This is a genomic window from Gemmobacter sp. LW-1, from assembly GCF_001303875.1.
Classification (GTDB): Bacteria; Pseudomonadota; Alphaproteobacteria; order Rhodobacterales; family Rhodobacteraceae; genus Gemmobacter; species Gemmobacter caeni.
Genome location: NZ_LJSC01000063.1, coordinates 66400 through 83963, shown reverse-complemented (window position 1 = coordinate 83963; position 17564 = coordinate 66400). Strand labels below are relative to the sequence as shown.

Genomic DNA, 17564 nt, shown 5'->3' with positions numbered 1-17564 from the left:
TCATCCATCAAAACGGCACGTCATCGACATGAGGAGCATCGCCAAGATCAATCCGCTCTACGTCCACTTTGCGGTGAACGGCGATGGCCTCCATGACAAAAAACGGCGTTCCAGGATGGGCGCGCGCGAGGCGCCGTGCCTCCATCTCTGCTGACAATCTGTCGGGATGGCGCAGGCGCGATGGCCCATCTCCTGATACCATCCAGAACTTGCGCGGCTGAAAGTCCATGATAGTCATGCTGTCCTCACTTCGGTATCCACCGCTAGGTGCCCGCAATTCGCCCGCACCAGCGCTTCGGCCAGCGGCGGGCAGACGCTGTTGCCGCAGCAGCTCACCTGCACATCCTTCGGGAAGGCGCGGAACGTAGGGGTTTCGCTGTCCTGATCCTCCCACACGCCCTCGATGACGTAATCCGGCGGGAAGCCCTGCGCGGTGAACAGCTCGCGGGGGGTGAGCATGCGCATGCCGATGTCGACGATGACGAACTCGGCACCCTCCACGGTCAGCGTCACGAACTCCCGGTCATCCCACAGCCCGTGATCGCGCAGCAGCTGAGCGACGTCGCGGGCCTTGGCGTGATGTTCTGGGCCGAAGGGCGGCGCGGCTAGCGATGCCTCGCAGTGTGCCATCCTGTCCCGGGTCGTGATCGTGTGGCAGGGCTCATCGGTGCGGGCCCCGTCGCCGGTGCCGTAGTATTTCGCGAAGAAGGCCGCGACCGGGGTCTGATGGCTGCCGCTCTGGCAGATCGTCGCCATGGGTGCATCGGCTGGTCGGCCCGGATTGACGCCTCCCACGCGGCGGCTGTCGTTGTTCTGCTGGGCGAGGAAGGCGGCGATGGGCGCGTGTTTCTGCCCACCCGCGACCACCGTGCCCAGCGGGCGCTGGATGTCGAGGGAGCGCGGCGCCTGGCCAGCCCGTTCGCCGTAGCCGGTCTGGATCATCGTCGCTGCGACCAAGCTCGAATGCTGACCCTCGGCAGTAACCACCGGATGCGGGCGCCGCAGATCGCCATTACCCCCGCCAGATCCGTACATCTGCGACAGGATCGGCGCGACAACTGCATGCCCATTGGCGCTTGTGATCGTTCGTAGGGGTGCCGCCACCGGCCAGGTGTTGGGCCCGCGACCTGTCGTTTTGCCATTGGCAACATTGGCGAGCGTCGGCGCGATAACGGCATGCTGCACGCCGCCCACAGTGATGGTGCCCAGCGGATCGGTCAGCGGGTATTCCCGGCGCCCGCTGGAATAGCCGTGGGCGATGCTGGCGAGGCAAGGCGCCAGCAGGCCATACGGCGCTGCACCGCCCGGTTTCTTGATCCAGCTATTCGCGGTCACGGTCGCCATGGGCGCGCGCAGATCCTGCCCAGTGGCGCCTCCGTTGAAGCGGGTGATGCTGGCCGCGAGCAGGCAGGCATCGGCCTTTGCCGTGATCGTAGCCAACGGCTCGGCCCCGCCGCGCGGGCGGCTTTGACCGGCCCGACCGCCGCAGCCGACGATGGACGGCACCACCAGCGCCTTTTCGCCCCGGTGTGCGCCATTGATGGTACGGATCGGCGCCGCCAGATCCTCCAGCCGCCCGCCATGGGTCAGGTTGACCAGATAGGGCTGGGCCGCCTCCAGCACATAGCGATGGATGCCGCGAGCCACCCGGGCGAGCGTGTTGGGTTTCAGGGGCCGGACGGCGCGCAGGCCGTGCTTGGCCATGATGTCGGCAGAGGTGTCAAAGATCGACGGGCAGGGCAGTGACCAGTCGATGCATTCCGCCGCGGTGCGCCATGGCTTCAGCTTGCCCTTGCGGACCTCATCCGATTCCGGGTCGCCGTGGGTCGGTGCGGGCCATTTGATCGGCTGGCGGTCAAACCGCACCACGACGAACAGGCGCTTGCGGATAGTCGGGGCGCCATAGTCGCAGGCGCGCAGCTCACGCCACTGGATGCGCCCTCCAAGACGGCGCAGCGCCTTGCACCATGCCGCGAAGGTCTCGCCGCGCCGATCGGGGCATGGCATCAACCCCTTGTCTGTTTCGATCAGCGGCCCCCAGGTGCGGAACTCCTCCACATTCTCCAGCAGCACCACATCCACGCGGCCACCTGATTTCTGGATGCGTTCGATCCAGCCGGGGATGATCCACGCCAGATCGCGGATGTTCCGTTTGACAGGGGCGCCGCCTTTGGCCTTCGAGAAGTGCTTGCAGTCGGGCGAAAACCACATCAGGCCGATGTGCCGCCCGTGCATGTGGGTCAGCGGATCGACGCGATAGACGTTTTCCGACAGGTGCAGCGTCTCGGGGTGGTTGGCTGCATGCAGGGCCAGTGCCGCCTCGCTGTGGTTGATCGCGATATCCGGGCTGCGTCCAAGGGCCAGCTCGATCCCGGTCGAGGCGCCGCCACCACCGGCAAAGCTGTCCACGATCATCGGTCGCGGATCTGGTGCTCGCGCCGCCGGCGTGTCGATGGGGAATAGGGTGAGCGCGTCAAGCATGCTGCACCTCCCGCCACTCCGTCGGTCGCGGATCGTAACGCCATGCCAGCTTGAGGTGGCCGACTACAGGGTTTTGCAGGCGAAGCCCGAAATCAGCCTCGGTCTGCGGTCCCCCGATCATGGAACGCATGACGGTAAAGCCTGCCGGATGTGGCTGTGGATCGCGTCCGAGCTTCCTCAGGTGCGGGCAGACTCGCAGAGCGAGTTGTGCGCATTCGAGGTGGACTGGGGATTCCTGCGTCATCCACCAGCCGTCACGGCGCTCGACCAAGCCGAACCACCAGCTATCTAGGACTCCGGGCCCGGTCTTTTCGCCGCAAACCGTGCAGCGCATCTCAGCAATACTACGGCGCTGTCGGACGCTATGAGGCTTGGCAAAGATAGGGCTGCCGTCACCCGGCGCATGTGGTTGCCAGATTGCAGGGCGCCCGCCTGCCCATCGGCAGTTTCGCACCTCAAACCGCTCTTCGCTGGTCCAGCTTGCATTCCATGGTGCCTGCATCAATGCACTTCCTTCGGCTGGCCGATCAGCGTGCGGGCGATTTCTTCGAGGCTGACGCATTGCTGGCCGAGCCTTTCGACCGGGATGCCGGCCCGGATCGCCGCGATGGTGGCGGCGAAGATCAGGACGAGCGAGGCGGCGCGCGCGTCGCCTTCGACCTGTGCGGTCACCTGGTCGCATATCGCGAGGCTGCCGGGGCAGGTGTGTTCGTGATGTTCCGGAGTGTCAGCCATGACGCACCTCCGACTTTATGATCTTGCGGCCGCGTTCTTCGCGGGCACGCTTGATCATTGCGATTTCTAGGTCGGTTGCCTCTCCGCGCTCGTAGCGGCACCACTTGCATTGGCATGGGCCGCAACGGCAGTCGTCTTCAGAGCCGCACCTGTCGCACGGTCCTATTCCAGTCTTCTGGGTCTGTCCCATCGCTCAAATCTCCCCGGCCAGCACCTGCCGGTCATGCTCGTCCTGAGTGCGGGGTGGCTGGTTGCAGGCGCGCAGGTAATCAAGCTGCGGGTCCATCGGGTCGATGAGCGCAATCAGGATGGCGCGGATCATCGCATTGGTGCCGCTGCCCTCACACATGCCATGCGCCAGCGCCTCGGAGCCAAAGCAGGCTGCCAGCACGACCCTCCGTTCCATGGCCTTGTCGCAGGGTTCGCACATCATGAATGCATCGTGGTTGGTCAGCATCTGGCGGGCTGCCATAGTGATCAGGTCGTCACCCGTTGGCCTTACCCCCATCTCGGCGAGTTCCTCGGCGGTGCCCTGTGCCGCGATATACGGGCTGATGTGGACGGTGTGGATCTGGTCAGGCATGGCTGTCCTCGTGGGTTACTGGACGCCGCTGGCGCGGTCGTGTTCTATGGCCTTGTCAGTGGCCATGGTGCGCCAGTCTGGCCACGTCCTAGCTTCATTTCGGGTTTGCTTGCCGACGATCATGTTGCAGGCCATTTCGGCTACGCGCTCAGGGTCAGCGCGCTCGCCATTGAAGAAAGCGAGGCGGCGGGTCAGCCCATCGAGGGCAAGGATTACCACGTCTACCCATTCCTCAGCTTCGCCGTGCGCGGCTTCGACTTCCTCCAGTTCCTTGCGGATGTGGTCGGATACGCCTGCGGTGCGTTCACCGGGCCCAAATGTTGCATGGCTAAATGCCATCTGCCGGATCAAGTGCTGTTTCAAATCCATGACTCTTGTTCCTCTGACGAACTGGTTGCGGGTTTACTGGCGCTCGTGATGCGCGCCCGCTTGGGGCGCGGCACAGGAAGGTCAGGCGGCTTCGGGCTGGCCGCGGAACAGCGGCAGGCCGGTTTCCGTCGTTGCCGTGTCAAGCGCGCCCTCGACCGCGTCGCGCATGGCGATGTCGGGGTTGTGCAGGGTCAGGAAGAACCTCAGAGCCGAGCCCTGCTTCTGGTAGCGGAAGCGCACAGCCAGACGGTAGAAATGGCCGTTCTCGAAGACCGGCAGCGCGATGATGAACAGCGTCGGGATCTGGATCGGATTTCCATCAGGCTGCTGGTGTTCGTTGATGAACACGAAGCTGCTTTCGCCGGTATCCGGGTTCCGCGTGGCCTTGAGGTTCATCGTCTCATTGACTTCGAACTGCCGCGAGAGGGTAATCAGGGCATCGACCGATCCGAAGCGGCCGCGCACCTGCTGGGCGATCAGCTCGAATGCCTTTTCCCAGTCCTCCAGCTTGCCACCACCGTTGACAAGCGCAGGCGACGGGGCCAGAAAGTCCTTGGCGTTTTCCTCGACGAAGTTGCCCAGCTCCGCCTTTTCCATCGCTTTGCCGCTGATCGCGGTCCACAGCTTCCATTCGCGCGACAGGGGGAATGCGTAGTGCGCGCGGTGGCGGCAATGGCTGGCGGCAGGATCGCGGCTGTGATGATCCAATACCGGCGAGCCGGCGGCCATGTAATCGGCGATGCAAGTCAGGCTCGGAGCGTCCGACACGGTGGCGAAAAGCGCGCTCGTCTCGCCCTTGTTGCGATTGGCCCAGTCGATCAGGCTTTGCAGATCCTGCATCTTCGCTGTGCCGGTGCGACGCCAGGGCTGGAGCTTGGTCGCGGCAGCTTCGTACAGCCCGGACAGGTCAACCTGCCGCATGCCGTCAGGAACTGCTGTCATCATCATGCGCGGCGTGTCCAGTTCCTTGCTGGGAAACTCGCCCAATGCCTGAGGCTTTGCCAGCCCCGCGATGAAGTTCGAAATCATGGTCTTAAAGTCGGTCATCATGTGATCCTTTGCGGTCAGTCCTGATTGGCGCCAGGTACCCGGAATTCACGGGAGCCCGGTGAAACGTCGCGGATTTCCATCCGCATCTGGTTGGGATTGGCGGGGGTCAGACCGCCCTCATCCGTGGTCCATGCCGTGCCTTTGGCCTTCGGCGGCTTGGGCACGGTGACGCTGTGACGCGCCTCGAGGTCGATCTGCCCGAAGCGATCAATCGTCAGGTCGATTTCCAGCTTGAACTTGCCCTTGGCCTTCACGCCCCCGAAGGCGAGCGAGAAATCCTTCATGTCGAGGACAAGTTGCCCCAGATCGGCCAGCACAACGGGCTGATATGCGCCGTTGTCGGCAAGAGTGAGGATCTGGTCGATCCCCCGAAGTTCATGGTTCTGCATCGGCGTCCTTTCGGTCCGTAGCGTGGGATGGGGTTTCAGCGCGTGCATTGTCTCAGGGCCTTCTTCAGCAGCTCGGCCGTGAGGGCCTCGCCAATGTTGTGGCTGGCAACATCCAGCCAGTTGGAGAGGACTTGCTCCGCTTCGCCGGCCTTTTCGCTCAGATCTCCGAAGGCAGGTTCGGGCGTCGGCTTGTCAGCAGGGTCAGCCGTGGGCCGACAGATTTCCGCGATGCGGGCATAGGTCTTGAATACCGTCATCACATCCCCCCGCGTTCGGCGGCCTGATCCAGCACGGCGGGCATGCCGATGGCGTTGGCGATGGCGGCGCGGGCGATTACCAGCGCGCCGCCGGTCATGGTCAGCACCAGCGCGACGGTCGCCGCGAAATGCAGGATCTGCGACATCTGGTCGGCGCGGGCGGCGGCGGTGTTCAAATGGATTTGAGGCGCTTTCATCGGCTTGCCTTCGGTGATGTGGAGGGGTTCGGGATAGGGGCGGCGCGCCGCCCCGCACCGGAGCCTCTCAGGCGACCGCCGGGCGGGCGGTGCGGAGCGGGTCAGGCAGGTTGATCAGGTGATGCTCATAGGGCTTGCCGTCCTCGACCCGGATCACGGTCAGCTGGTCGAAGATCGTGATGCAGGCGTGGACCGAGCCGCCGGTCGGCGTGGGGCCTTGCAGAACCCAAGTGCCCTCGCAGACTGGCACGGCGCGCAGGCCGGGGCAGGCGCTGTTGATCGCCTCGACCGCCTGGCTGGTTTCGCGGGCATAGGCCCATGCCGTGCGCAGCCGGTGCAGCGCCGGGTGCGTGGTGGTGCCGATGGGCGCATAGCCCTCGTCCCGGCGCGGGTGGCGGCCCTCAATCATGGGGTGCCCCGACCGTGGTGCCGGGCAGGATGCCGGTGGTGACGGGCAGCGAGGTGGTGCTGATGGGTTCAAGGCGGTAGCCGAAAAGCGCGGCGAGGCAGGCGATGCTGTGAACCACTCGCTCGCGCGGCTCTTCATTGTCGGGCGCACATGCAGACCAGAGCTTTGCCTGCGCGGCGATGAGCTTGGCGAAAAGCGCTGCCTGCCTGCGAAGTTCGGATGGGGAACTTCCCGTCATGCCGCATCCCCCGGCGTGCTGGTGCCGCAGTGCAGGACCGGGCGGCGGCCGAGGCGGCGACGGCGGTCGGAGATCAGCACATCCCATGCCGTCACCAGCAGCTCGCGCCGCTCATCGGCGGGCAGGTGCAGGTAGGTATGGCTGTTGGTGATCAGGTGGCGCGACTGCGCAATGAGGTCGGGGGGAAACTGGTCGTTTGGCAAAGGGGCCTCCATCGTTGGATGGAGATGATAATGCATAATGTGCAATATATGGTCAACACCAATAATGCATATAGTGCAATGATCATTGTCTGCGAGCGCGGCCTGTGCCAGAATCACCTAGCGGCAGGGTGCCGCCGGACGAGAATGGCCGCCAAGGGTGCGGGCGCTGGAGGTAAGAAATGACCGGTAAGTATAAGGACTGGAATCGGGTGCGGATCGTGACGCCACCGTCGGCGGATGGTCGGCCCGTCATTGCATATGGCACCAAGGTGCTGACGCATGACGGAAGGGAATTGCAGGGGGTGTTCAGTGTGACCATCAGGCCGCTGGTGGCTGAGGCGTTTGTGATCGCAGAAATCGGGCTGTCACTGGATGGGCTGGATATCGAGGCGCACCCGCTGCTGACGCGGGACAGCCTGGTGCGCGCGGCGACGGCATACGGGCTGCGGCTGGTGGACGCAGATGGGCAGCAGATCACCGCCTGCGACGATCTGCCCGAGCTCGATCTGGGAGGGAAGCTGCTTGATCGCGATGGTGCGATCAAAGGCGCCTGAAGATTTCGCCGGATGTCGTCGTGAAGGTCATTTCGTCATCGGAAGCATTCAGGTTTTGGCCATCGGCGGTCTTGTAGAGTGGGGCGCCCTGTACTCTTGCGATGGCGCCCGCCAGGGGGAATTCCTGGATCGGAGTATGCCATTTGATGATTCTGACACGTCGCCCATCGGTGCTTTCCGCAAAAAATTGATCGAGGATTTCCATCGTCTAAACTCCACTATTTGATGGTTGTGGTGGGTGTAGGCTGCGGGAGGGCTCCGCAGCCATGCGAGCATCGGCGCCGGCTGTTAGACCTTTTTCCCGAACCAGATCACTCGTTCACGTCTTGTGATTGTCCACTGATTTATCCCCGAGAACCTGCGGCCTCTTGGGTTGTGTTCTCATTTTGTTCGCGTCACGTTAACAAAGTTGGCGGAGGTGTTTATGACGGATGATGAATTTGAAAAGCGCCTGAAGGAGCTTTCACTAGAACAACTCGAAAAGCTTGTCAGGTTGATGGTGAAAGAGGGGTTGCTGCAAGCTCGAGCAACTGAGCCAGTCGTTCGCGGGCCTCGGGTGGGGCGGCCCTGAAGGTTTCCAGAACCTGACGTTCAACGGGTGACAGATCGTCACTAAAAATATCTGCCAATGATACTTTCAGTGCTTCGGCGCATGCCGCGTAAGTAGCCAACTTCGCGGAATGATGCATGGTTTCCGCACGTTGGATCGTAGACGCATCCTTGCCGATCATCTCGCCAAGCGCCTTCTGGCTCAAGCCGCGTTCATTTCTGATCTGCGCTAATCTCATGCCCCAAGTATCCATGGGTCAGTGCATGTTATGCAAGTGCATGATGTGCAATGTCGGGTTGACGTAATTGTGCACATAGTGCAATACTTGGCGCCATGAAAGAACTCGGCACATATCTCAAGGAAGTGGGCGTCAGTCAGAAGGCATTCGCTGATCAGCTTGGCGTTGATCCGAGTGTGGTCTCTCGCTTCATCGCGCGCACCGCACGGCCTGGCCTCGAGCTGGCCGTGAAGATCGAAGATGCAACGGAGGGCGTAGTGACTGCGCGGTCTTGGGTTGCGCCGCCACCTGTCGAGGAAGATCCCGAAAAGGATGTCGCCTGATGCAGTGCCACCCCCCAACCCCTGAGGTTCAAGATGTGTTTGCCAGAGGATCTTCCCGTCAAAGGAGCTATACTTTCCGTCCTCGCCAGTGCCTTCAGCACCGCAAGCGTTATTGCAAATGCGGCGGGGGCCTCGGATGTCGTGATCGCCATCCTGCTTCTGGTGGCGGTGGTCCTTCTTTCCATCGCGGTGGTCATGCTTGTGCTCGACCGCTTCTGGTAGCGGTAATACCTCTCTCGAAGTCGCGCGCGCACGGTTCACGTCTTCACCTTCACGCTTTTCGGGCTGTTTCGTTTGCTGAGGACGTCGCATGATGCCTCACATCTGCTTCCCCCTCCCGGTTCCAGCGTGCTGGCGTGGCCTGTCTGCGGCCTGCGGAGACTGTGGCGCGGCCATCCTGTCATTCTCGATGGAAGATGGATCGGTTTTGCGTCTGCTGGTGTCGGCGCAATCGCAGCTTGATCTGGCAGAGGTTCTGGCCGGGCAGCGCGCCAGCGAATGCGCTTGCACAAACTGTGGAACCCCGCCGCGCAGATCATATCCCGTTGGGCCATTGTCACTGCTCGGGCCCGAGAGCGGCCGTGTCGGGCTGGAGCTCTGGGGTTTTGTCCCTCCGGCCTTCCGTCGGGAGGGCTGAGCGCCGTGCCGAAAGTATTCAATCAAAAGATGCCTGTTTTCGGCAATCTGCATGAGGTTTGTGCCTGATGTCATCGTCCTCGCTCCGTAAAATCGCACCTGCCGACCTTGCCCCACGCCGGGGTCAAATGTCCCATACCAAGGCATTTGACCGCGCGGGCCGTGGCAGGGGCGCAGTTGCGGCGCGGCGGATCAGCGTGCCGCCGGTCATCACGCGCCATGCGGCGACGGCGTTCTGGGCCGATCTGGTGGCGCGGCGCTGTGCCAGCCGCGAGGAATGCGCGGTGATGTTTGGTGTCACGTTCCAAACTTCGTGCAATTGGCACGACGGTTTCAGCTGTCCGACTGGCGACAAGGTGATGATGGCCATGCGGATGTGGCCCGAGGAATTCACTGGGGGCGGCGATGTGTGACCGGACCCGTTCCACCGTTTTGCACCACCTCCCTGTTTGGTGCGGCTGCCTCGACCTCTCTGTCTCTGTCGAGGCGGCAAACTTGGGCGGCGCTATCCCGTCGCCCGTCTTTTCTTCCCACACGTCAGCACGAGGCCGGGCCCCCAGATCCTCCCGGCGCCGCACCGGGGCGCGGTGGCGGCTGGCGATGGCGCGCCCGTTCGTTGGAGCGTTGGCGGGGTGCGGTTCGTGTCCCGTCAGCGTCCCGGGCGGTTCAGTCGAGGCCCTGCATCCGCAGTTGGCGGATGTCACGGCTGGCGGCAGTGGTGGACAACAAACGGCCGGTCGCGCGGGTGCGGCGCGGGGCGAGATTGTCGGCGCGGTTGATGTTCAGGGGGTGCGTCCCCAGCATCGCTGCGGCCCGCCATCGCGGCGTGCCGCAGCGCATCAGTTCCTCGGCCATGGCCTGTTCAGCTTCGGTCAGGCGTCTGTTGCGGATGATGGTGATGTCATTCAGTTGCACCCCGCCTACGGGGTCTTTCGGGTTGGTCATGATGCTCCTTTCATCGTGATCAAGGGCGGCGGGCGAGGGTCAAGGCGCCACGTCGCAGGTGGTGCTGCTGCTTCTGGCGGCAGCGGCTTCGCCATTGGTGGCGGCCCGCGCGAACGGGTCGCCACTGCATTCTTTTCGCGTGGTCGTGCCGACGCTCCATTTTTGTCCGGCCTTCGATTCCGAAAACGGGGGCATCGAATGTCCCGCCAATTTTCTTTGCCAACATACCAGAAATTCGCGGGATGGCCCGCGGGTGCGCGTCGGGCGCTTTCCCGGCAGGCCCTTGCGGGGCTGGTGCAGCGGCCCGGGTTGTTCCGCCCGGGCCGCTTCTGCATGGGGGCGGTGTGATGGTGGCGCCCAGTGCGAAGCCGCTGTTTCGGGCGATACAAGGCGGGCGTCGCCCCGATGCGCGGCAGGCTGCCCTGATGGATCTGCCCGAGGCGCGGGCGCCGGATGTGCGGCGCGATCACGACTTTTACCCGACCGGGCAGCCTGAGGCCATTCGGGGTCTGCTGGCCCATGATGGCGAGGTGATCCGATCTTGCGGATCGGTCTGGGAATCTGCCTGTGGAGATGGTGCGCTCGTGATGCCGCTGCGCGAGGCAGGGCTGCGCGTGGTAGCATCCGACATCGTTGATCGTGGTTGCCCGGATGCCGGAGTGCGCGATTACTTTGAAGTCAGCGAAAGCCCGGCGCGGGCCATCATCACGAATCCGCCCTACAATCTGATCAACGCCCGCGATGGGCGCGGCCGGTGGCTGCGCCATGCGCTGGATATGCCAGGCTGGTCTTACATGGCCTTGCTGCTGTCGTGGGACTGGCCAGCCGCGCGGGCGAACGGGCTGGGCGAGTTGCTGGAGGCGTCGCCGTTCTCCTACTGCTACCTGATGCGCTGGAAGCTGGGCTTCACGGGCGAGGGCAGCCCGCCGCAGCGCAATGCCTGGTTCGTCTGGCGGCGCGACTGGGCCGAAGTGCCGATGCAGATGCGGTTCATGGATCGCGTCGATAACCGCCAGCATTCGCTGTTCGCTGAGGATATGCTGTGACCTCTCTGACCACCTATAATCGGTTTCCGCTGGCCGAGTTCCGTGCGCTCCGGGCCGATGGCGATTTGACCTGCGACCAGATCGCGGCACGGCTGAATCGGTCTGCGCGCGGGCTGTCGCAAACGGCCAAGGCTCTGGGGCTGCCACCGCGGCGCAAGGGGCCGAAGCTCAAGTATGACGAGGCTCTGTTCATCCGCCTGTATCGGGCCGGAGTGTCGATGGCCGAAATCGGGTGCCATTTCGGCATGCACCGCTCTTCGTTCCCGCATGTCGTCAGAAAGCTTGGTCTGCCGCCGCGCGGTAAGGGCTGGATCGCGCAGGTGACGCTGGCGCAATTCTTCGAGGCTGAAATGCGGGTGCGAATGGAGGCCGAGGCGGCACGATCCATGGCGGCCTGCCGTATCGCGGGTGTGCTGGCCTCCAATGACGGGGGGAAGCGCAGATGACGGATCTCGTGGGCGATTTCTGGCAATATCCGCTGCGCGAGGGCGATACGCTGGCCTCGCATGAATGGGTGGAGTTGCACATCCACAAGCTGCTGACCTCGCGCTTTCTTGCCTATGCGCTGCGCGAGGATCGCCGGGCCGACATCGGGACTGCACTGATCCTGTGGTCGGAGTGCTACCGGCAGGACCCGGCGGGCACACTGCCCGATGATGATGTGGAACTGGCGCAGCTGGCCCGGTTCGGTGCGGATGTCGAGGGCTGGCGCGCGGTGCGCGAGGGCGTGCTGCACGGCTGGCGGCAATGCCATGTCGAGACGGGCGGCCAGATGCGGTCTGACCGGCTGGGGCATCCCTTCATCGCAGAAATCGCGGAACGGGCGGTGAAGCGCAAGAAAGGCCGCGCGCGCAGTCGCGAGGAAAGCCGCCTGGCCGTCATGCGCAGTCGGGTGAAATCGAAGCTCAAGGGCATCGCGGGCATGACGCGGATCGCCAATTCCTCCCATGCGGTCGAGGCGATCACGCGGTGGCTGGATGAGCATGGGCTGTTCGTCAACGAGGACAATGTGCGCGTCGCGGCGGATGCGGTGGCGGGCGTGCCGCGTGTGGTCAACCTCGGCGGCGACGGTGAAACAGGCTGAAATCGCTGAAATGGTTTCAGTAACACGGTGAAAGGTTTCAGGGCGATTTCGCTCTTTTTTCAGGGGTTTCGCTGAAATTGCCCTACAGGACAGGACAAAGAATGACAGGACAGGACCTGACAGAACATTCCTTCCCGGATCGCGGGGCGAAGCGCGGGATGGCTGACGGTGAAGGGGCTGAGAAAATGGAGGATGCGATGACCGAAGGCGCAGAGACCGAGGAAGGCCATGGCCGCAGGGCTGTGCGGGAGCATCTGATTGCCCGGCTGGAGCAGGCCGGTTTTGTACGCAAGCGCGGCGTGACGCTGGAAGCGCATGAGGCGCGGATGACGGTGATCGCGGAAAAACTGTCCTACATGGACCCGGACAAGCTGGATGCGCTGGCGGACGAACTGATTGACCTGTCGGGCGGCAAGGCTGACTGGCCGTCCGAAGTGCTGATCATGCACCGGGCTCAGGTCTGGCAGCCGCGTCCGCTGGCGCATAACCGGGCGCTGGTCAGTTGGCTGGGGTCGGTCGAAGGGCCGAAGGCGCTGGGACGCGGGGATCTGGTCGAGGTTTATCGGTTCCTGCGCCAATATCCGCGCCCGCCGTTTGAATATGAACAGCGGGGCATCACGCAGGAGGCCGAGGATAACGCGCGGGGTCTGCGCATCTTGGCCGATAAGCGGGATCGCGGGGCCAGCCTGACCGATGCAGAGCTGCGGTGGGAGGCGGCCTATCTGCGCGACAAGGCCGATGCCATGGCGCTGGTCGAGGCGGGGCAGAGCAAGCGGGGTGCGGCGTGATCATGCGGTCAAATGGATTTGAGCAAGTGGCCCTCAGGATCGGAGATGTCCTGCCACCCCGAGACATGGCCGGGATCGTCCTGCCGGGGCCGGCGCGATGGTATGCCCTGCGGGTTGCCCCGCAGCGTGAGGATGAAGTTGAGGCATGGCTCCGCAAACGCGGGGTGTATGCATTCCACCCCGTTCTGAAGCGGCAGACCCGGACCCGTGGCGTGGTGCGCACTTATCATCGTCGCTATCTGCCCGGATATGTGTTCGCGCGGTTCAGTGGCGATCCGGTGGTGCATATGGTGATGTCCTGCCCGTGGGTGATCGGTGCGCTGTGCCGGGCCGACGGGCATTGGGGTGTGCTGGAGCCTTCGAAGCTGCGGGCCGTCCATGCCATGCGCAAGCGCGACGAACGGATTGAAGGGAGCCGGGCCGAGGAAGTGCTGCGGAGGCGTGAGGCGGCGAGAATGCGGGCCGGTGACATGGTGATGTTCCGCGTCGGACCCTTTGCTGAGTTCCCCTGCGAGGTCGTCGAGCTTGTGGCGGATGGCGGTGTGCGTTTGCGCTTCCAGTTGTTCGGGCGCGAGGTGCTGGTGGAAAGCAGCCCGATGGATCTTCTGCCAATGCGCAAGGCGGGTTGACAGATCAGCGCGGACAGGCGTAGCGTCCAGCAACTATAGACTTAATCCGGCCAGCCCGCCCTGCATCAGGGCCTTGCGCCCCGGAAGGTGGTCGGCGGGGACCCGTTGAACGCGAGGTCCGACACGCCTTCATTGCGCCCGGAGCATCAAGCTCACGGGCGTTTCGCTTTTCAGGGGGCTGCGATGGACTTCGGTGTAACCCTTGACACCAGCACCTTCAGCTTTGCCATGCAGCAGCTTGCGGAGCGGGATCTTCGGATTGCGACGGTCTGGGCGCTGAATGATATGGCGACCGAGATCCACAAGGATCTGGGTGACCGGATGGATGTGGTGTTCGACCGACCGACGCCGTGGACGAAGAATGCGTTCATGGTAGCGAATGCCAGCACATCCAGGCTGGAAGCCGCTGTGCAGCTGAAACCTTCGGCCTCGCGGCGTCACTATCTGCGGGTGCAGGAGGCGGGTGGGCCTCGGGCTCAGACTGGGTTCGAAGCGCAACTGTCGCGCAGCCTTGTACATGAAGGCGTCATTCAGGCAATCATCCCGGCCGACAATGCCCGGCTGGATCAGTATGGCAACTGGGCGCGACCGGAGCGCAATCAGGTGCAATCTGCCCTGAAGGCCCAGAGGGACGGGGCCACGAACATGACCGACGCGTCGTGGCGGCGGGCGCGCAAGCGGCGGGATAGCTACTTCGTGCCGCAGTCGGGCCTGACGCCGGGGATTTACAAAAAGGATCGGCAGGGCCGCATCGGCATCGTGGCGATCTTCACGCCGAAGGTGCCGGTCTATCAGCAGCGCCTCGGGTTTTATGAGCATGCTGAGCGGCTGTTCGCTGCGCGGATGGCGGACCATCTGGGCCGGACCTTCGGGCAGATGCTCGCAAAGCGGTTCGGCTAAGCCCTCGGGTCCTTCCGGGGCATCTCCCTCACGCGGGTAATTCGCACCCCGTTACTTTTGGCCGGGAATTTTTCAGCATGGGTGCATGTTACCGTGCTTGTTGTTGTTCTTGAAAGGAAAAACTGTGTCTGACCTCATCACTCTGTCGGATGGGGAGGTGCTGGACGTTTCGGCATGGCCGCTGCCCGACGGGGTGGAGGACGGCGTGCTGAACCGGGGGCAGCTTTCCCGCGCTTTCGATGTGACCGAAAACACGATCACCAAGTGGATCGGTCAGGGCATGCCGGTGCTGTCCGAAGGGCAGAACGGCGTGTCCTATGAATTCCGGCTGTCGCATTGCTGGGCATGGCGCGCGGCGCGGAATGAGAAGATCCGCGCGGCCAAGCAGCGCGGCGACCAGATCGCAGCGCAGGCTGCGCTGGCCTTCCGGAACCTCGACGATGATCAGGCCGAGGCTGAAGCGGGCATGTCAGCGGCAGAAGTGCGGGCATGGTCCGAGGCAGAATATGCCCGGAACCGCCTGGCAGAGCAGCGCGGGGATCTGATCCGCACAGACAGGGTGCGGGCGGTTTTCGAAGAGTCTCTGGTCAAGATCGGCAACAGCCTCGATACCCTGCCGGATTTTCTGGAGATGAAGTTCGGCCTGTCGGCGGAACAGGTGGCGCAGGTCGTGGCCCGGACTGACGAGCTGCGCGACGATATCAAGGCGGCGCTGGAGGATCTGGTGCGGCGACCGGGATCGGTTGTGCCGATCAGTACCCGTCAGGGTGAGCTGAGCGTCTGATGGTAGCAATGTCTGACCGCGGGATCGGGCTGCTGGCCCGAATCCCGCCGTTGCCGCCGTTCATCACGCCGGAAGAATTGCTGGCAGATTCGTTGCCGCTGCTGGATCCGCCCAGCCGGATTTCGGTGACGGATGCGGCAGAGCAGTATCTGAAGGTGCCGGTGCAGGGCAACTGGCAGGACTATGACCGGACGGTCGCGCCCTACACGGTCGAGCCGCAGGACATGAGCCAGTCGCGCCGGTTCAAGACCGTCTGCTTTGTCGGGCCGTCACAGAGCGGCAAAAGCCAGATGCTGCTGTCAGTTTCGACGCATGCAATCATGTGCGCGCCGTCGCCGGTGCAGATCATCCATATGACCAAGACGGATGCGGATGCCTGGGTCGAGGAAAAGCTGGACCCGGCGCTGATGAACAGCCGCTTCCTGCGGGAGCGCTTGGGCACGGCGCGGGATGACAGTACCTTTGCCCGCAAGCGGTTCAAGGGGATGCGCCTGACCATCGGCTATCCGGTGCCGAACCAGCTTTCCAGCCGGTCGCAGCGAATGGTTCTGCTGACCGATTACGACCACATGCCGCAGAAGCTGGGGCCGAAGGACTCGCCCGAGGGTTCGCCCCACGGCATGGCGCTTCAGCGTATCCGGACCTTCATGAGCCGGGGATGTGTGTTCGTGGAAAGCACGCCGGCCTTTCCGGTCGATCCCGAACAGGTCTGGGAGTTTGACAAGACCGCGCCGCACCGGCTGCCGCCCGTGACGAACGGGATTTGCAAGATCTACAACGAGGGGACGCGGGGCCGGTGGTTCTGGGAATGCCCCAACTGTGCCGAGCTGTTCGAACCGCGCTTCGACAGGCTGGTCTATGATGAGACACTGGAGCCGGGGGCCGCCGGCGCCACGGCAAAGATGCAGTGTCCCGATTGCGGGCACCGGATCAGCCATCGCGAAAAGGCGCGCCTCAACACCCTCGCGGCTCTGGGGCGCGGCGGATGGTTGCACGAGGCGCGACCGTTCGATGCGGAGGGCAATGCGCTGGTGGACGCGCGCGGGCACCGATTGCTGGTGCGCATCGACGATCCGCGCATTCGTCAGACCCCGGTCGCCAGCTATGCGCTGAATGGCGCTGCGGCGGCGTTTTCTGTCTGGGATGAGCTGGTCGAGCGCTATGAGACAGCGCGCCGGGCCTTCGAGGTGTCGCAGGATGACAGCGATTTTGCGCGGGTGCATTACACCGATATCGGGGTGCCCTATGCGCGGCCGGATGGCGATGATCAGGATCTGACGGCTGCCGCGTTGCGCGAGACAGCGGTGGAGCTGGGTGCGATGACCTGTCCGTCCTGGACGCGGTTCATCACGGTGTCGGTGGATACGAACGGGTCGTGGTTCGCGGTTCTGATCACCGCATGGGGACTGGACGGCAAGCGCATGGCGCTGGATCGGTTCGACCTGGTGCAGCCGCCGGAAACGGCACCGAAGGCGCGGGATGCGGAAGGAAGGTTTCGCGCGATCAACCCCGGTAAATATGTCGAGGATGCCGAGGTTCTGACCGATCTGATGGAACGGTCCTATGCGGTGGATGGCGAGGACTGGAGCCTGAAGCCTTGCGTTGCAGTGGTGGATTTCAACGGCCCCACCGGCTGGTCTGACAATGCCGAGAAGTTCTGGCGGCGCCGCAAGCGCGAAGGCAAGGGCGCGTTGTGGTTCCTGTCCATCGGGCGGGGCGGGTTCAAGCTGTCGGATCGGGTCTGGCATGTTTCGCCGGAACGCGGGTCACAAGGCAAGAAGGCGCGGTCGATCAAGCTGCTGAACATGGCAGTGGATCGGCTGAAGGATACCGTTCTGGCCGCGGCGGCGCGGCTGGATCATGGCCCCGGCGCCTATCTGTTCGCGGCGTCGATCGAGAAAGAGCGGATCGAGGAAATGCTGGCCGAGCGGCGCGGGGTCGATGGCTATAGCAAGCGGCCGGGTGCCGGGCGCAACGAAACCCTCGACCTGTCGGTGCAGGCGCAGGCGATTGCCGAGCATCGGGGCGTCAACCGGCTGAACCCGGACGATCCGCCGGGCTGGGCTGTGCTGGGCGAGGTCAATCCGTTTGCGACCTGGACAGGGCAGGCGGCGCCCCCACCAGAGGCCAGCGACGATGCTGCGCCGCAATACATCAACTGGCTCAGACGGTGAGG

General features: G+C 63.7%; 27 protein-coding genes. 12 read left to right on the top strand and 15 right to left on the bottom strand.

Annotated elements, in window-relative coordinates; genetic code table 11:
* Positions 1 to 7: 7 nt before the first annotated feature.
* The 12 genes from AO684_RS20470 to AO684_RS20415 all read right to left on the bottom strand — a co-directional run bounded on the left by AO684_RS20470 (position 8) and on the right by AO684_RS20415 (position 6911).
* Positions 8 to 238, bottom strand: a complete 231-nt coding sequence (locus tag AO684_RS20470; RefSeq protein ID WP_054304592.1) for a hypothetical protein — start codon at positions 236 to 238, stop codon at positions 8 to 10.
* A complete protein-coding gene (locus tag AO684_RS20465) occupies positions 235 to 2481 on the bottom strand; it encodes a DNA cytosine methyltransferase (protein ID WP_054304591.1) in 2247 nt (748 codons plus the stop codon). The genes AO684_RS20470 and AO684_RS20465 overlap by 4 nt, the downstream gene beginning before the upstream one ends.
* A 501-nt stretch (positions 2482 to 2982) precedes the next feature.
* Positions 2983 to 3216, bottom strand: a complete 234-nt coding sequence (locus AO684_RS20460; RefSeq protein WP_054304590.1) for a hypothetical protein — start codon at positions 3214 to 3216, stop codon at positions 2983 to 2985.
* 193 nt (positions 3217 to 3409) lie between these two features.
* Positions 3410 to 3799, bottom strand: a complete 390-nt coding sequence (locus AO684_RS20455) for a hypothetical protein (protein WP_054304589.1) — start codon at positions 3797 to 3799, stop codon at positions 3410 to 3412.
* Positions 3800 to 3814: 15 nt separating this feature from the next.
* On the bottom strand, positions 3815 to 4168 hold the full coding sequence (locus AO684_RS20450; RefSeq protein WP_054304588.1) for a dATP/dGTP pyrophosphohydrolase domain-containing protein: 354 nt from the start codon (positions 4166 to 4168) through the stop codon (positions 3815 to 3817).
* Between the two features lie 81 nt (positions 4169 to 4249).
* Complete coding sequence (locus tag AO684_RS20445; protein ID WP_235451331.1) at positions 4250 to 5215, bottom strand: DUF2303 family protein; 966 nt, start codon at positions 5213 to 5215, stop codon at positions 4250 to 4252.
* A 17-nt stretch (positions 5216 to 5232) separates the two neighbouring features.
* Positions 5233 to 5607 (bottom strand): hypothetical protein, encoded by a 375-nt coding sequence (locus AO684_RS20440; RefSeq protein WP_054304586.1) that lies wholly within the window; start codon positions 5605 to 5607, stop codon positions 5233 to 5235.
* Between the two features lie 35 nt (positions 5608 to 5642).
* Entirely contained in the window at positions 5643 to 5864 is a 222-nt protein-coding gene (locus tag AO684_RS20435) for a hypothetical protein (protein WP_054304585.1), read from the bottom strand.
* Entirely contained in the window at positions 5864 to 6061 is a 198-nt protein-coding gene (locus AO684_RS20430; RefSeq protein WP_054304584.1) for a hypothetical protein, read from the bottom strand. Before AO684_RS20430 ends, AO684_RS20435 begins: the two co-directional genes overlap by 1 nt.
* A 67-nt stretch (positions 6062 to 6128) precedes the next feature.
* Positions 6129 to 6470 (bottom strand): hypothetical protein, encoded by a 342-nt coding sequence (locus tag AO684_RS20425; RefSeq protein WP_054304583.1) that lies wholly within the window; start codon positions 6468 to 6470, stop codon positions 6129 to 6131.
* Positions 6463 to 6708 carry a hypothetical protein gene (locus AO684_RS20420; protein WP_054304582.1) on the bottom strand — a complete coding sequence of 82 codons (246 nt, stop codon included), beginning with the start codon at positions 6706 to 6708 and terminating at the stop codon, positions 6463 to 6465. Before AO684_RS20420 ends, AO684_RS20425 begins: the two co-directional genes overlap by 8 nt.
* Positions 6705 to 6911: a hypothetical protein gene (locus AO684_RS20415; protein ID WP_054304581.1), complete on the bottom strand. Its 207-nt coding sequence runs from the start codon at positions 6909 to 6911 to the stop codon at positions 6705 to 6707. Before AO684_RS20415 ends, AO684_RS20420 begins: the two co-directional genes overlap by 4 nt.
* Before the next feature lie 179 nt (positions 6912 to 7090).
* Between AO684_RS20415 and AO684_RS20410 the strand changes: the two genes are divergently transcribed.
* The gene (locus AO684_RS20410; protein ID WP_152968495.1) at positions 7091 to 7465 is read left to right on the top strand and encodes a hypothetical protein; all 375 of its coding nucleotides are present in this window, start codon (positions 7091 to 7093) and stop codon (positions 7463 to 7465) included.
* Here AO684_RS20410 and AO684_RS20405 read toward each other — a convergent pair.
* Both AO684_RS20405 and AO684_RS21450 read right to left on the bottom strand, forming a co-directional pair.
* On the bottom strand, positions 7452 to 7670 hold the full coding sequence (locus AO684_RS20405; protein WP_054304579.1) for a hypothetical protein: 219 nt from the start codon (positions 7668 to 7670) through the stop codon (positions 7452 to 7454). The genes AO684_RS20410 and AO684_RS20405 overlap by 14 nt on opposite strands.
* Before the next feature lie 283 nt (positions 7671 to 7953).
* Positions 7954 to 8253 (bottom strand): helix-turn-helix domain-containing protein, encoded by a 300-nt coding sequence (locus AO684_RS21450; RefSeq protein WP_161806034.1) that lies wholly within the window; start codon positions 8251 to 8253, stop codon positions 7954 to 7956.
* 95 nt (positions 8254 to 8348) lie between these two features.
* Between AO684_RS21450 and AO684_RS20400 the strand changes: the two genes are divergently transcribed.
* From AO684_RS20400 to AO684_RS20390, 3 genes are all read left to right on the top strand, one after another.
* On the top strand, positions 8349 to 8576 hold the full coding sequence (locus AO684_RS20400; protein ID WP_054304578.1) for a helix-turn-helix transcriptional regulator: 228 nt from the start codon (positions 8349 to 8351) through the stop codon (positions 8574 to 8576).
* Positions 8577 to 8609: 33 nt separating this feature from the next.
* The gene (locus tag AO684_RS20395) at positions 8610 to 8798 is read left to right on the top strand and encodes a hypothetical protein (RefSeq protein WP_152968494.1); all 189 of its coding nucleotides are present in this window, start codon (positions 8610 to 8612) and stop codon (positions 8796 to 8798) included.
* Between the two features lie 542 nt (positions 8799 to 9340).
* The gene (locus AO684_RS20390; RefSeq protein WP_054304576.1) at positions 9341 to 9625 is read left to right on the top strand and encodes a hypothetical protein; all 285 of its coding nucleotides are present in this window, start codon (positions 9341 to 9343) and stop codon (positions 9623 to 9625) included.
* A 253-nt stretch (positions 9626 to 9878) separates the two neighbouring features.
* Here AO684_RS20390 and AO684_RS20385 read toward each other — a convergent pair whose 3' ends face one another.
* Positions 9879 to 10157 carry a hypothetical protein gene (locus AO684_RS20385; RefSeq protein ID WP_054304575.1) on the bottom strand — a complete coding sequence of 93 codons (279 nt, stop codon included), beginning with the start codon at positions 10155 to 10157 and terminating at the stop codon, positions 9879 to 9881.
* A 347-nt stretch (positions 10158 to 10504) separates the two neighbouring features.
* On the opposite strand from AO684_RS20385, the gene AO684_RS20380 reads away from it, so the two are divergent.
* The 8 genes from AO684_RS20380 to AO684_RS20345 all read left to right on the top strand — a co-directional run bounded on the left by AO684_RS20380 (position 10505) and on the right by AO684_RS20345 (position 17562).
* The gene (locus AO684_RS20380) at positions 10505 to 11203 is read left to right on the top strand and encodes a hypothetical protein (protein ID WP_054304574.1); all 699 of its coding nucleotides are present in this window, start codon (positions 10505 to 10507) and stop codon (positions 11201 to 11203) included.
* The gene (locus AO684_RS20375; protein WP_054304573.1) at positions 11200 to 11649 is read left to right on the top strand and encodes a hypothetical protein; all 450 of its coding nucleotides are present in this window, start codon (positions 11200 to 11202) and stop codon (positions 11647 to 11649) included. Before AO684_RS20380 ends, AO684_RS20375 begins: the two co-directional genes overlap by 4 nt.
* Positions 11646 to 12287 carry a DUF1376 domain-containing protein gene (locus AO684_RS20370; RefSeq protein WP_054304572.1) on the top strand — a complete coding sequence of 214 codons (642 nt, stop codon included), beginning with the start codon at positions 11646 to 11648 and terminating at the stop codon, positions 12285 to 12287. The genes AO684_RS20375 and AO684_RS20370 overlap by 4 nt, the downstream gene beginning before the upstream one ends.
* Positions 12288 to 12388: 101 nt before the next feature.
* On the top strand, positions 12389 to 13075 hold the full coding sequence (locus AO684_RS20365) for a hypothetical protein (RefSeq protein ID WP_054304571.1): 687 nt from the start codon (positions 12389 to 12391) through the stop codon (positions 13073 to 13075).
* Positions 13076 to 13140: 65 nt separating this feature from the next.
* Positions 13141 to 13704, top strand: coding sequence for a transcription termination/antitermination protein NusG (locus AO684_RS20360; protein ID WP_054304570.1), 564 nt, complete (start codon positions 13141 to 13143; stop codon positions 13702 to 13704).
* A gap of 183 nt (positions 13705 to 13887) precedes the next feature.
* A complete protein-coding gene (locus AO684_RS20355; RefSeq protein ID WP_054304569.1) occupies positions 13888 to 14604 on the top strand; it encodes a hypothetical protein in 717 nt (238 codons plus the stop codon).
* A gap of 124 nt (positions 14605 to 14728) precedes the next feature.
* Positions 14729 to 15388, top strand: coding sequence for a DUF1441 family protein (locus AO684_RS20350; protein ID WP_152968492.1), 660 nt, complete (start codon positions 14729 to 14731; stop codon positions 15386 to 15388).
* Positions 15389 to 15396: 8 nt separating this feature from the next.
* Positions 15397 to 17562: a terminase gpA endonuclease subunit gene (locus tag AO684_RS20345; RefSeq protein WP_235451330.1), complete on the top strand. Its 2166-nt coding sequence runs from the start codon at positions 15397 to 15399 to the stop codon at positions 17560 to 17562.
* Positions 17563 to 17564: the final 2 nt, after the last annotated feature.

Coding starts and splice junctions, on each gene's coding strand:
- AO684_RS20450 (WP_054304588.1), bottom strand. CDS start 4,168: ATGGATTTGAAACAGCACTTGATCCGGCAGATGGCATTTAGCCATGCA.
- AO684_RS20365 (WP_054304571.1), top strand. CDS start 12,389: ATGACAGGACAGGACCTGACAGAACATTCCTTCCCGGATCGCGGGGCG.
- AO684_RS20455 (WP_054304589.1), bottom strand. CDS start 3,799: ATGCCTGACCAGATCCACACCGTCCACATCAGCCCGTATATCGCGGCA.
- AO684_RS20460 (WP_054304590.1), bottom strand. CDS start 3,216: ATGGCTGACACTCCGGAACATCACGAACACACCTGCCCCGGCAGCCTC.
- AO684_RS20410 (WP_152968495.1), top strand. CDS start 7,091: ATGACCGGTAAGTATAAGGACTGGAATCGGGTGCGGATCGTGACGCCA.
- AO684_RS20430 (WP_054304584.1), bottom strand. CDS start 6,061: ATGAAAGCGCCTCAAATCCATTTGAACACCGCCGCCGCCCGCGCCGAC.
- AO684_RS20395 (WP_152968494.1), top strand. CDS start 8,610: ATGTGTTTGCCAGAGGATCTTCCCGTCAAAGGAGCTATACTTTCCGTC.
- AO684_RS20445 (WP_235451331.1), bottom strand. CDS start 5,215: ATGACCGACTTTAAGACCATGATTTCGAACTTCATCGCGGGGCTGGCA.
- AO684_RS20405 (WP_054304579.1), bottom strand. CDS start 7,670: ATGGAAATCCTCGATCAATTTTTTGCGGAAAGCACCGATGGGCGACGT.
- AO684_RS21450 (WP_161806034.1), bottom strand. CDS start 8,253: ATGAGATTAGCGCAGATCAGAAATGAACGCGGCTTGAGCCAGAAGGCG.
- AO684_RS20420 (WP_054304582.1), bottom strand. CDS start 6,708: ATGACGGGAAGTTCCCCATCCGAACTTCGCAGGCAGGCAGCGCTTTTC.
- AO684_RS20355 (WP_054304569.1), top strand. CDS start 13,888: ATGGACTTCGGTGTAACCCTTGACACCAGCACCTTCAGCTTTGCCATG.
- AO684_RS20380 (WP_054304574.1), top strand. CDS start 10,505: ATGGTGGCGCCCAGTGCGAAGCCGCTGTTTCGGGCGATACAAGGCGGG.
- AO684_RS20400 (WP_054304578.1), top strand. CDS start 8,349: ATGAAAGAACTCGGCACATATCTCAAGGAAGTGGGCGTCAGTCAGAAG.
- AO684_RS20465 (WP_054304591.1), bottom strand. CDS start 2,481: ATGCTTGACGCGCTCACCCTATTCCCCATCGACACGCCGGCGGCGCGA.
- AO684_RS20425 (WP_054304583.1), bottom strand. CDS start 6,470: ATGATTGAGGGCCGCCACCCGCGCCGGGACGAGGGCTATGCGCCCATC.
- AO684_RS20345 (WP_235451330.1), top strand. CDS start 15,397: ATGTCTGACCGCGGGATCGGGCTGCTGGCCCGAATCCCGCCGTTGCCG.
- AO684_RS20435 (WP_054304585.1), bottom strand. CDS start 5,864: ATGACGGTATTCAAGACCTATGCCCGCATCGCGGAAATCTGTCGGCCC.
- AO684_RS20385 (WP_054304575.1), bottom strand. CDS start 10,157: ATGACCAACCCGAAAGACCCCGTAGGCGGGGTGCAACTGAATGACATC.
- AO684_RS20390 (WP_054304576.1), top strand. CDS start 9,341: ATGTCCCATACCAAGGCATTTGACCGCGCGGGCCGTGGCAGGGGCGCA.
- AO684_RS20440 (WP_054304586.1), bottom strand. CDS start 5,607: ATGCAGAACCATGAACTTCGGGGGATCGACCAGATCCTCACTCTTGCC.
- AO684_RS20370 (WP_054304572.1), top strand. CDS start 11,646: ATGACGGATCTCGTGGGCGATTTCTGGCAATATCCGCTGCGCGAGGGC.
- AO684_RS20360 (WP_054304570.1), top strand. CDS start 13,141: ATGGCCGGGATCGTCCTGCCGGGGCCGGCGCGATGGTATGCCCTGCGG.
- AO684_RS20470 (WP_054304592.1), bottom strand. CDS start 238: ATGACTATCATGGACTTTCAGCCGCGCAAGTTCTGGATGGTATCAGGA.